This window comes from Stenotrophomonas sp. HMWF023, from assembly GCF_003060985.1.
GTDB classification, from domain to species: domain Bacteria; phylum Pseudomonadota; class Gammaproteobacteria; order Xanthomonadales; family Xanthomonadaceae; genus Stenotrophomonas; species Stenotrophomonas lactitubi.
Map to the genome: position 1 here is coordinate 1 of NZ_QAIJ01000162.1, position 10826 is coordinate 10826.

Annotated in this window: 11 protein-coding genes and 1 pseudogene; 5 read left to right on the forward strand and 7 right to left on the reverse strand. The window is 67.5% G+C overall.

Going from position 1 to position 10826, the window contains the following annotated elements:
* Positions 1–30: 30 nt before the first annotated feature.
* Complete coding sequence (locus tag DBR20_RS08870) at positions 31–408, reverse strand: DUF4124 domain-containing protein (RefSeq protein WP_108265936.1); 378 nt, start codon at positions 406–408, stop codon at positions 31–33.
* Between the two features lie 80 nt (positions 409–488).
* Between DBR20_RS08870 and pssA the strand changes: the two genes are divergently transcribed.
* Genes pssA through rimI form a run of 3 tightly spaced genes read left to right on the forward strand, consistent with a single transcriptional unit; the run spans position 489 to position 2271 of the window.
* Entirely contained in the window at positions 489–1268 is a 780-nt protein-coding gene (gene pssA, locus DBR20_RS08875; protein ID WP_089238651.1) for a CDP-diacylglycerol--serine O-phosphatidyltransferase, read from the forward strand.
* Between the two features lie 53 nt (positions 1269–1321).
* Entirely contained in the window at positions 1322–1777 is a 456-nt protein-coding gene (locus tag DBR20_RS08880; protein WP_181393053.1) for a hypothetical protein, read from the forward strand.
* Positions 1774–2271 carry a ribosomal protein S18-alanine N-acetyltransferase gene (rimI, locus tag DBR20_RS08885; protein WP_089238655.1) on the forward strand — a complete coding sequence of 166 codons (498 nt, stop codon included), beginning with the start codon at positions 1774–1776 and terminating at the stop codon, positions 2269–2271. Before DBR20_RS08880 ends, rimI begins: the two co-directional genes overlap by 4 nt.
* Before the next feature lie 58 nt (positions 2272–2329).
* Here the strand turns inward: rimI and DBR20_RS08890 are convergent, their stop codons facing one another.
* The 5 genes from DBR20_RS08890 to DBR20_RS08910 form a co-directional block, all read right to left on the reverse strand.
* Positions 2330–3151 carry an EamA family transporter gene (locus DBR20_RS08890; RefSeq protein ID WP_108265931.1) on the reverse strand — a complete coding sequence of 274 codons (822 nt, stop codon included), beginning with the start codon at positions 3149–3151 and terminating at the stop codon, positions 2330–2332.
* Between the two features lie 156 nt (positions 3152–3307).
* Positions 3308–6136, reverse strand: a complete 2829-nt coding sequence (locus tag DBR20_RS08895) for a valine--tRNA ligase (RefSeq protein ID WP_108265932.1) — start codon at positions 6134–6136, stop codon at positions 3308–3310.
* Between the two features lie 34 nt (positions 6137–6170).
* Positions 6171–6362 (reverse strand): YqaE/Pmp3 family membrane protein, encoded by a 192-nt coding sequence (locus tag DBR20_RS08900; RefSeq protein WP_025879360.1) that lies wholly within the window; start codon positions 6360–6362, stop codon positions 6171–6173.
* Between the two features lie 19 nt (positions 6363–6381).
* Positions 6382–6807 carry a DNA polymerase III subunit chi gene (locus DBR20_RS08905; protein ID WP_025879359.1) on the reverse strand — a complete coding sequence of 142 codons (426 nt, stop codon included), beginning with the start codon at positions 6805–6807 and terminating at the stop codon, positions 6382–6384.
* Between the two features lie 97 nt (positions 6808–6904).
* Entirely contained in the window at positions 6905–8383 is a 1479-nt protein-coding gene (locus tag DBR20_RS08910) for a leucyl aminopeptidase (RefSeq protein ID WP_108265933.1), read from the reverse strand.
* A 104-nt stretch (positions 8384–8487) separates the two neighbouring features.
* On the opposite strand from DBR20_RS08910, the gene lptF reads away from it, so the two are divergent.
* Both lptF and lptG read left to right on the forward strand, forming a co-directional pair.
* A complete protein-coding gene (gene lptF, locus DBR20_RS08915) occupies positions 8488–9570 on the forward strand; it encodes an LPS export ABC transporter permease LptF (protein WP_108265934.1) in 1083 nt (360 codons plus the stop codon).
* Entirely contained in the window at positions 9567–10673 is a 1107-nt protein-coding gene (lptG, locus tag DBR20_RS08920) for an LPS export ABC transporter permease LptG (RefSeq protein ID WP_100462846.1), read from the forward strand. Before lptF ends, lptG begins: the two co-directional genes overlap by 4 nt.
* A gap of 84 nt (positions 10674–10757) precedes the next feature.
* Here lptG and DBR20_RS22875 read toward each other — a convergent pair.
* Positions 10758–10826: pseudogene (locus DBR20_RS22875) on the reverse strand (RDD family protein); the annotation flags it as partial.

Genomic DNA, 10826 nt, shown 5'->3' on the forward strand with positions numbered 1-10826 from the left:
GGTGCCGGGCGCCGCCCGGCCGATACCCCCTTAACCCGCCGGTGGGCAGTACGCCTTGATCGCCGCCTCGGCCAGGCCCTTCTGCGCGCTGCGCTGTTCCGGGGTAAGCGCGGTATCGGCCTTGCCGTCGCCATCGGTGTCCTGCATCACCGGGCCGCTGCCCTCCAGCAGCGCCACGTTGGCGCGGGCGGTGCTGCATTGTTCCGGCACCGGCGCGGCGGCAGGCTCCGGGGCCGCGTCCGTCGCCGGTGTCCTGGCCTGGGCTCGGGTCTCGTATTTGGCCCCCGTCGGCGGCGTTTCCGAATACTGGGTCACGCCCTTGGCGTCCTTCCACTTGTAGACAGGGCCGGCCAGCGCAGTGGTACTGGCCAACAGCAGCAGGCATCCCAGGCAGGACAGGGCACGCATGGCAAACTCCGCAGAATGGGCGTAGAACGCCGATTGCAGCATTGGCGCCGACCGCTGGCAAGTCGATTAAACTGGATTCCATGGACCCGATCACACCGCCGCCGCGCTCGCGCACGATTTACCTGCTGCCCAACCTGTTCACCACGGCTGGGCTGTTCTCTGGCTTCTACGCCATCATCGCCGCGGCCAACGGGGATTTCGTCAATGCCAGCATCGCCGTGTTCGTGGCGGCGGTGATGGATGGCCTTGATGGCCGCGTCGCGCGCCTGACCGGCACCAGCAGCGAGTTCGGCGTGCAGTACGACTCGCTGGCCGATCTGGTCAGCTTCGGCATGGCGCCGGCGCTGGTGATGTACCACTGGTCCCTGTCGGAACTGAAATACGACGGTGAGCTGGTCGGTCGCCTGGGCTGGGCAGTGGCGTTCCTGTACGCCGCCTGCGCGGCGCTGCGCCTGGCCCGCTTCAACACCCAGGTGGCCGTGGTCGACAAGCGCTGGTTCGTCGGACTGGCCAGCCCGGCTGCTGCCGGTCTGATGATGTCCTTCGTCTGGGCCTTCGCCGATGGCACCTTGGGCTGGAACGGCAACGAGCTGCGCTTCGTGGCGCTGGCGGTGACCCTTGTCGCCGCATTGCTGATGGTCAGCCGCATCCGCTTCTGGAGCTTCAAGGGTGGCGCCGCCAAGGAGGGCGCACGTTCGGACCGCGTCCCGTTCCTGGTGCTGGCGCTGGTGCCGATCGGCATCGCCATCGCGGTGATCGACCTGCCACGCGTGTTGCTCGTCGTCGGCATCCTCTACGCCCTGTCAGGCCCGGTGATGTGGGGCGTGCAGCGCCTGCGCAAGAAGCCTGAGGCGGCGTGAGCCAGGACCTGCCCGTGTTGTGGTCCCCGGCCCAGCAGGCCTGGCTGCAGGCCATGGGCTACACCGTCTATCACGACGGCCAGCTGGCCGCCGAGATGGACGCGGCATTGCAGCTGAGCGTGGCCGAAGCCGAGGCATCGATGCCTGCGGCGGTCGAGCCGCCGCGCACGGCTCCGCCTTCGATGCAGCACACGCGCAACCAGCGCGATCCTGCGCCGGAACAGCGGCCCGAGCGCTCGCCACCACGCACTGCCGTGCCGGTGGCGGCGCCGGATACCGTACCGGCGGCGGCACGTCCGCTACCCACCGGCAACGCGCGCCAGCCGCTGGTGCGCCTGCCAGATCGCCTGCAGATCGCGCTGTTGCGCGCCTCGGGCTGCAATCCCAACGATCCGGCCACACAGACGCTGATGGAAAGCTGGCCGCTGGAACAACTGCGTCGTGACCCTGCAGCCAAGCGCGCGTTGTGGCCGCAGCTGCGCGCGCTGCGCAAGGGCGGAATCGCGTGAGTGCGGTCAGCCAGCCCGGGCCGGTGGCGATGCGTGCGCTGCGCGAGAGCGATCTCAACGCGGTGATGGCCATCGAAGTGCGTGGCTACCCCTATCCCTGGACCCGCGGCATTTTCCTGGATTGCCTGCGCGCCGGTTACCCTGGCCTGGCCATGGAGCGCGATGGCCTGTTGATCGGCTATGGCGTGCTCAGCCTCGCTGCCGATGAAGCACATGTGCTGAACATCTGCATCGATCCGCTGGTGCAGTCGCGTGGCCTCGGCCGTGAGCTGCTGCGTGCGCTGGTCCGCCTGGCCGGTGATCGGGGTGCGCAGCGGGTGTTCCTGGAAGTGCGTCCGTCCAATACGCCAGCCCTGGCGCTGTATCACAGCGAAGGCTTCAACGAGATCGGCCGGCGCCCCCGCTACTACCCTGCTGCGCAGGGGCGCGAAGATGCGCTGGTGATGGCGATCGAACTGGTGGACGGCGAGCTGGAGACGATGCCGCCGCTGTAATCGGCGTCGCGTGGCCGCTGCGCTCGCCGGGCATGGCCCGGCGCTACCGATGCGTTGTTTACGCCAGCCGCAGCGCCAACACGCCGGCCACGATCAACGTCGCCGCCGTCCAGCGTGCACGCGGTACCCGCTCGCGCAGCAGGAACACCGAGATCAGCAGCGCGAACAGGATCGACGATTCGCGCAGCGCCGACACCATGGCCACGGGCACCTGGGTCATCGCCCACAGCGCCATCGCATACGATGCGGTGGTGCCGATGCCGCCGGCCACACCCAGCGGCCAGTGCTGGCGCGCATACGCCAGCAGCTTGCCGCGCTGCCGATGCAGTGCCCACAGCGGCAACGGAATGCCCGACAGCAGGAACAGCCACAACGTATAGCTCAGCGCATTGCCGGACAGCCGTGCGCCCTGCGCATCGACCAGCGTGTAGGTGGCGATCATCGCGGCGGTCAGCAACGGCAGCCGCAGCTGGCCGCTGCGTGCGCCGCGGGCCATGCACAGGATGCCGCCACTCACCAGGATGACGCCGAGCCAGGCCGACGGCGGTAGGCGTTCGCCGAGCACGGCGCCGGCCAGCGCAACCAGGATCGGCGCGCAGCCGCGCATCATCGGATACGCCAGGCTCATGTCGACCTGCTGGTAGCAGCGTGCGACCAACGCGTAATACGTCACCTGCAGCAGCACCGACGCGCCCAGCCACGGCCAGCTTTCCGCGGCGGGGAAGGGCAGCCACGGCAGCACGAGCGCAGACAGCAGCGCGGCGCTGCCAGTGACCAGTACCGTGCCGAGGAATTTGTCCGGTCCGCGTTTGACGATCGCGTTCCAGCTGGCATGCAGTGCCGCGGCAGCGAGGACCAGCAGGAAGATGGAAAGTGGCATCGGGTGATGATGCCATGCGGGGAAAAATGAAACGCCGGGCATTGCCCGGCGTCAGCCTTGAAAATGTGCCAACCAAGGTTGGCGTTCTGGTAGGTGCCAACCTTGGTTGGCACGTCACAGCGGTGCGGACCAAGGTCCGCACCCACCACGGAGGCGTTACAGCTTCGCGCGCTGCTCGCGCAGGCCGGCCAGCTGGTTGTTCCAGTCGACCAGGCGCACGCGCTCCTGCTCGATCACCGCCGGCGGCACCTTGTCGGAGAACTTGGCCAGCTTGGTCTCGCTCTTCTCCTGCTCGCCTTCCACGCGCTTGATCTCCTTGTCCAGGCGCGCGCGCTCGGCATCGAGATCAACCAGGCCTTCCAGCGGCACCAGCAGCTTCAGCTCACCGACGATCGCGGCGGCTGCCGGCGGCGCACTCTGCGCGTCGGCCAGCCACTGGATGCTGTCCAGCTTCAGCAGGAACGACAGCGAGGCACTGAAGCGCTCGATGCGCACGCGGTCCTGTTCCTGGCCGGCCAGCAGGCGCAGCGGCACCAGCTTGGACGGGGCGACGTTCAGTTCGCTGCGCACGCGGCGCACCGCACTGATCACCGCCTTCAACCATTCAACGTCGGCCTCGGCCTGTGCATGATCGCCCTCGAACTCGGCGGCGGTCGGGTACGGACGCAGCGACAGCGTGGTTTCGGCCAGGCCCAGACGCGGCGCCAGCTGCTGCCACAGCTGCTCGGTGATGAACGGGGTCAGCGGGTGCAGCAGGCGCAGCAGCGCTTCCAGCACGTACAGCAGGGTGTGGCGGGTGCTGTCAGCGTCGGCGGCATCGGCACCGTTCAACGCTGGCTTGCTCAGCTCCAGGAACCAATCGCAGAACTCGTTCCAGGCGAACTCGTACAGGCACTGCGCCAGCAGGTCGAAGCGATACGCGGCGAAATGACCCTGCGCTTCGGCGGTGGTAGCGGCCAGGCGCGAGAGGATCCAGCGCTCGGCATCGGTACGCGGCGTCGGCACGCCGGTGAACGCCGCACCTTCGGTGTTCATCAGGGTGAAGCGGCTGGCGTTCCACAGCTTGTTGCAGAAATTCTTGTAGCCCTCGGCGCGGTTCATGTCGAACTTGATGTCGCGGCCATGGGTGGCAAGTGCGGCGATGGTGAAACGCAGCGCATCGGCACCATGGGCGGCGATGCCGTCCGGGAATTCCTTGCGCGTGGCCTTCTCGATCTTCTCCACCATGCGCGGCTGCATCAGCCCGCCGGTGCGCTTGGCCACCAGATCATCAATGGTGATGCCGTCGATGATGTCCAGTGGGTCGAGCACGTTGCCCTTGCTCTTGGACATCTTCTGGCCTTGGCCATCGCGGATCAGGCCGGTGAAGTAGACGTCCTTGAACGGCACTTTGCCGGTCAGGTTGTCGGTGGCCATGATCATGCGCGCCACCCAGAAGAAGATGATGTCGAAGCCGGTGATCAGCACGGACGACGGCAGGTAGCGGTCGAAACCGCGCTCGGCCATCGCCTGCTCGTTCGGCCAGCCCAGGGTGGAGAACGGCCACAGCTGCGAGGAGAACCAGGTCTCCAGCACGTCGCTTTCCTGGCTCAGCACGACGTCGCTGCCGAGATTGTTCTTCGCCCGCACTTCCTCTTCGCTGCGGCCGACGTAGCAGTTGCCGGTGGCGGCATCGAACCACGCCGGAATGCGGTGGCCCCACCACAGCTGGCGGCTGATGCACCAATCCTGGATGTTGGTCATCCAGTGGCGGTAGGTGTTGATCCAGTTCGGCGGCACGAAGGCGATTGACCCGTCCTCGACCAGCTCCAGGCCACGACGCGCCAGTTCGTCCATTTTCACGAACCACTGGTCGGTCAGGTACGGCTCGATCACCTGGCCGGTACGGTCGCCGCGCGGCACCTGCAGCTTGTGCGCCTTGGTCTCGACCAGGATGCCCAGGTCTTCCAGTTCACCCAGCACGGCCTTGCGCGCGTCGTAACGGTCCAGCCCCTGGAAACGTTCCGGCGCGTTGTCGTTGATCGCGGCCACCGGGGTGAACAGGTTGATCATCGGCAGGCCGTGGCGCACCCCCACCTGGTAGTCGTTGAAGTCATGCGCCGGGGTGACCTTGACCACGCCGGTGCCGAACGCACGGTCGACGTAGTCGTCGGCGATCACCGGCACGCGGCGGCCGGTCAGCGGCAGCACCACGCTCTTGCCGATCAGGTGCAGGTAGCGTTCGTCTTCGGGGTGCACCATCACCGCGGTGTCACCCAGCAGGGTTTCCGGGCGGGTGGTGGCGACCACCAGGTAATCGCGGGTTTCGCGCAGGGTTTCGACGCCGTCGGCATCGCGCTCGACGTGCTCGTAGCTCAGGCCTTCATCCAGCTGGTAGGCGATCGACCACAGGAAACCGTCTTCCTCGGCGCTCTCCACTTCCAGGTCCGAGATCGCGGTCTTCAGCACCGGGTCCCAGTTGACCAGGCGCTGGCCACGATAGATCAGGCCCTGTTCGTGCCAGCGCACGAAGGCCTCGATCACCGCTTCGGACGGCTGCGGGTCCATGGTGAAGGTGCTGCGCGACCAGTCGGCCGAGGTTCCGAGCCGGCGCATCTGCCGTTCGATGATGTCGCCGGACTGCTGCTTCCACTCCCACACCTTGCCGATGAAGCCCTCGCGGCCCAGCGAATCGCGGGTCTCGCCGTTGCCTTCCAGCGCCAGGTTGCGGCTGACCACCATTTCGGTGGCGATTCCGGCGTGGTCGGTACCGACCTGCCACAGCGTGTCGTAGCCGCGCATGCGGTGGTAGCGCACCAGCGCATCCATCAGGGTCTGCTGGAAGGCATGGCCCATGTGCAGGGTGCCGGTCACGTTCGGCGGCGGCAGCAGGATGGTGTACGGCTCGCCCTTGCCGGACGGCTTGAAATGGCCGGCCTTCTCCCAGGCCTCGTAGAGGTCGGTCTCGAAGGACTTCGGGTCGTAGCTGGAGGCGAGTTGGGTCATGCGGGGGAACCAGTCATCAAGGCGGGAAGGGAGATCAGCGCGACCCGAGGGTGCGCCGGATCTTCTGGTCGGTGTGGTACTGGCTGACCGAATAGGCAGCCCAGATCGCGGCGGGCAGCCAGCCGATCAGGGTGATCTGCAGGATCAGGCAGACGATGCCGGCAAACGGCCGGCCGATGGTGAAAAAGGACAGCCAAGGAAGAATCAGGGCGATCAGCAGGCGCATCAAGGGGTCCTCGCAGGGCTTACATGTCGTGCTTGTTCAGGTCGTATCCGGCGGTCTTGTACTGGCGCCAGCGCTCGCGCAGCGGTTCGCGCGCTTCCGGATCGGCCGGCACCACTTCCAGCACGCGCTCGCACTGGCCCAGCCAGGGTTCGTCGCGCAGGTTGATCACCAGCGGCCGCACGGGGGCCTCGCCACCGGGCGGGGCGATCAGTACCAGCGCCTCTTCCTCGTCCACATCCTCACCCACGATCTGGTGCGGAATGTAGGCATCGTCGTCGAACGACCAGAGAAGTTCGTCGAGTTCTTCGGCCTGGGCCTGGTCGCGGGCCAGCACCAGGGTGAACAACCCGGCGTCGTTGGCCTTGCGCGCCAGTTCGCAGACCAGGCGCAACGGCTCGGTGAGGAATCGGGGCTTGGCGATCAGGTAGAAGTCGGCGCGGGGCATGGCGGCATCCAGGTGAGGCAGGTGCCGATCCATGCCGGCTGACGGCTGGACCGGCGAGGCCCCGGCCGGCGGTTGCCGGCCAGGGTCAGGTACAGCGTCAGGCGCGGGCGACCTGGTCCAGCAACCACTGGCTCAGCAGGCCGACCGGACGGCCGGTGGCCATGCCACGCTTGCCTTCATCGCTGGCCACGCCGGCGATGTCCAGATGGGCCCAGCGCTGGCCTTCGGCGAAGCGCGACAGGAAGCAGCCCGCGGTGATGGCACCGGCCCAGCGGCCGCCGATGTTGTAGACGTCGGCGAAGCTGGAATCCAGCATCGGCTGGTACTCGTCCCACAGCGGCAGGCGCCAGGCGCGGTCGAAGACCTGCTCGCCGGCGGCCAGCAGCTCGTTGGCCAGGTCGTCGTGCTTGCTCATCAGGCCCGCGGTCTGGTGGCCGAGGGCGACCAGGCAGGCGCCGGTCAGGGTGGCCACGTCGACCAGTGCCTGCGGCTCGAAGCGCTGCGCGTAGGTCAGTGCGTCGCACAGGATCAGGCGGCCTTCGGCGTCGGTGTTGCCAACTTCGATGGTCTTGCCCGACATCGAGGTGATGACGTCGGACGGACGGTAGGCATTGCCGTCGATGGCGTTTTCCACCGCCGGCACCACCACGACAAGGTTCAACGGCAGCTTGGCCTTGACCGCAGCGACGAAGGTGCCGATGACGTTGGCGCCACCGCACATGTCGTACTTCATCTCTTCGATGCCGCCCTGGGTCTTCAGGTTGACGCCACCGGTATCGAAGGTGATGCCCTTGCCGACCAGCACGTAGGGCTTGGCGTCGCCGCCATTGCTCCACTTCAGCACCACCAGGTGCGGGCGGTTGGCCGAGCCACGGGCCACGGCCAGCAGCGAGCCCATGCCCAGCGCTTCCATCTGGGTCTCGTCGAGGATCTCGGCTTCGGCACCGTCATGCTCGCCGGCGAATTTCACACCCACTTCAGCCAGGTAGGCCGGGGTGCAGTAGTTCGGCGGCAGGTTGCCCAGCTCGCGGGCGAACTCGACACCGGCGGCGATGGCCTGGCCCTGGGCCAGGGCCTGCGCATCCTCACCGGCGATGGCCAGCTGGGCCAGGCCGGCATCGTCGGCCTTCTTCTTGCCCAGGGTGGCGGTGTAGCGGTAGGCCGCGTGGTCGGCGGCGATCACTGCCTGGCGGATCGCCCAGGCCGCGTCGCGGTCCTTCACCGCCACCTCGGACAGGGTGAACAGTGCGCTGCGGGCAGCGCCGGCCTTCAGCGCGCGTACGGCATCGCCGACCGCCTTCAGGTACTGCGGCACGCCGAAGCGGGCGGCATCGCCGAGGCCGACCACCAGCACGCGCGGGGCGGTCACGCCCGGCAGATCGTGCAGCAGGGTGGTGGCGCCGGTCTTGCCGGACAGGTCGCCGCGCTGGGCCAGGGCGGCCAGGCGGCCACCACTTGCAGCATCCAGTGCCTGCGCGGACGCAGTCAGGGTATGGTCGGCATAGGCGCCGACGACGAGGCAGTCAACGGCGGCCGAAGCCGCAGCGAGGTGGTTCAGGGTGAATTCGAGAGCCATTGAGCAGATTCCATTGGCAAGTCCGTACAATCGCGGACCGTTTACGCCCAGACGCTAGACTGGGCGGCACCGCGAACGAACCTGAGAGTTTAAACCACCGCCCCATGTTGAAGCTCGACCGCTATCTATTGGGCGATTTCGTCCAGAGTTTCCTGGCTACCCTGATCGTCCTGCTGGTGGTCAGCGTGGGCGGCGTGCTGGTGGACATCCTCGGCAACATCGCCGACGGGCGGCTGCCGGCCAAGCTGCTGTTCTCGCAGCTGGGCCTGCAGTTCATCGTCTACATGCCGCTGATCCTGCCGCTGGCACTGATGCTGGGCCTGCTGCTGGCCATCGCCCGCCTCTACCGCGATTCGGAAATGGCGGTCATCACCGCCATCGGTGTCGGCCCCAAACGCCTGCTCAAGCCCCTGCTGCTGCTGGTGCTGCCGGTGATCGCGGTGGTCGGCGCCTGTTCGTTGTGGCTGGGGCCTTGGGCCCAGCGCACCGCCGAACAGATGATCCAGGACGCCAACCGCAGCGTGCTGATGGCCGGCCTGGAGCCGGGCCGGTTCACCCCGCTGCCCAATGGTGGCGTGGTGTATGTCGCCTCGATCTCCCCCGATGGCAGCCAGCTGGGCCGGGTGTTCCTGCAGCGGCAGAAGGAGGATCGCCTTGAAGTGGTGTCCGCCGCCAGCGGTCGCATGTACTTCGAAGGCGCCCGCCAGCGCTTCCTCGAACTGGATGATGGCCACCAGCTGGAAGGGCCGGTGGCCGGCGGCCTGGATTACCGCCTGGCGACCTTCGCCCGCAACGACGTGGCGCTGCCCGACGGAAGTGAAGCCCGCAAGAGTGATGACCCCGAACTGATGCCGACCACCGCGCTGTTCGGCGACAAGCGCCCCGAGGCGCAGGCACAGCTGCACCGCCGCCTGGCCCCGCCGCTGATCGCGCTGGCCTTCGCCCTGCTGACCGTGCCGCTGGGCCGCAGTTCGCCGCGCCAGCAGCGCTACGGCCGGATGATGCTGGCCCTGCTGGCCTACATGGTCGGCACCAACATGATGTTCATCGGCAGTGGCTGGATTGCCAATGGCCAGATTCCGCCGGCGCTTGGCCTGTGGTGGCTGACCCTGCCGCTACTGGCACTGGCGATCTGGATGTACGCGCGTGACGGCCGCATGGCCCGCCCGAAGGGAGCCCGCGCATGATGCTGCGACCGATGCGTTTCGATCTGTACCTGGGCCGCGCGGTGCTGGGTACCGTGCTGCTGACCTGGGCGGTGCTGGTCGGCCTGGACGTGCTGATGGCCTTCTCCGGCGAGTTCAAGGACATCGGCAAGAACGGCTATTCGCTGGGCCATGCAGCAGCCTGGGTGCTGTACACCGTGCCGCGCCGGGCCTACACGATGTTCCCGACCGCGGCGGTGATCGGTGCGCTGATGGGCCTGGGCCAGCTGGCCGCGACCTCGGAGCTGACCGCGCTGCGCGCGCTGGGCCTGTCGCGCAAGCGCCTGAGCGTGTCGGTGGCGATCGCCCTGTCGCTGCTGACCGGGCTGATGGTGATCAGTGCCGAGACCCTGGGGCCCTGGGGCCAGAACCGCGCCGATTCGCTGAAGATGAGTGCCAAGTGGGGCACCGACATGGCGGTGGCGCGTTACTCCGGCTTGTGGGCGCGTGAAGGTGACACGTTCCTCAACGCACAGAGTGGCGAAGAACAGCTGGTTGGCGACAAGGGCACGCGGCTTATTCTGCGTGACGTGCGCCTCTACAGGATCAACGAGGACGGGCGGGTCGGCACGTTGACCCATGCCGCCACCGCCGAGCATGACAAGGACGGCTGGGTGCTGACCGGCGTGCGCCGTGACACCTTCGGCGAGCGCTCGGCAACGCGCCAGGAAGCAGCCCGTGAGCCGTGGAATTCCAAGCTGGACGCCGGAGCCCTGGCCACCGGCATCGCCAAGCCGCGCAACCTCAGCGTTTCCGAGCTGAGCACCAGCATCGCCTACCGCGAGCGCAACGGCCTGGATGCACGCGACTACGAGGATGTGTACTGGAGCCGCTGGTTCTATCCGTTGAATGTGCTGGCGCTGTGCCTGGCGGCGGTGCCGTTCGCGTTCGGTTCGCTGCGCAGTGGCGGCATGGGCAAGCGCCTGTTCCTGGGCATCCTGTTCGCGCTGGCGTTCTGGCTGCTGCAGCTGTTCTTCGGCCGCATGGCCGGCGCGCTGAAGTTCGATTACCGCATTGCCTACGCGCTGCCGCCGATCGTGATGCTGGCGGTGTCCGGATTGTTGTTCCGACGCAAATCGGGCTGATTCCGGCAGCGCCGGGTCATGCCCGGCGAAGGTGTGCGATATCCCACGTCCGCCGGGCATGGCCCGGCGCTACCAGGGGGCAGGTCAGCGCTTCGGTATCCGCAGCACCCGCGTGGCGCTCGCGCGGTCGTGCCAGGTCAGCCGCTGGCGATC

Excerpts from the sequence above, each read along its gene's own strand:
- DBR20_RS08910 (WP_108265933.1), bottom strand. The coding sequence starts at position 8,383 with ATGGCTCTCGAATTCACCCTGAACCACCTCGCTGCGGCTTCGGCCGCC.
- DBR20_RS08870 (WP_108265936.1), bottom strand. The coding sequence starts at position 408 with ATGCGTGCCCTGTCCTGCCTGGGATGCCTGCTGCTGTTGGCCAGTACC.
- lptF (WP_108265934.1), top strand. The coding sequence starts at position 8,488 with ATGTTGAAGCTCGACCGCTATCTATTGGGCGATTTCGTCCAGAGTTTC.
- pssA (WP_089238651.1), top strand. The coding sequence starts at position 489 with ATGGACCCGATCACACCGCCGCCGCGCTCGCGCACGATTTACCTGCTG.
- DBR20_RS08880 (WP_181393053.1), top strand. The coding sequence starts at position 1,322 with ATGGGCTACACCGTCTATCACGACGGCCAGCTGGCCGCCGAGATGGAC.
- DBR20_RS08900 (WP_025879360.1), bottom strand. The coding sequence starts at position 6,362 with ATGCGCCTGCTGATCGCCCTGATTCTTCCTTGGCTGTCCTTTTTCACC.
- DBR20_RS08895 (WP_108265932.1), bottom strand. The coding sequence starts at position 6,136 with ATGACCCAACTCGCCTCCAGCTACGACCCGAAGTCCTTCGAGACCGAC.
- lptG (WP_100462846.1), top strand. The coding sequence starts at position 9,567 with ATGATGCTGCGACCGATGCGTTTCGATCTGTACCTGGGCCGCGCGGTG.
- DBR20_RS08905 (WP_025879359.1), bottom strand. The coding sequence starts at position 6,807 with ATGCCCCGCGCCGACTTCTACCTGATCGCCAAGCCCCGATTCCTCACC.
- DBR20_RS08890 (WP_108265931.1), bottom strand. The coding sequence starts at position 3,151 with ATGCCACTTTCCATCTTCCTGCTGGTCCTCGCTGCCGCGGCACTGCAT.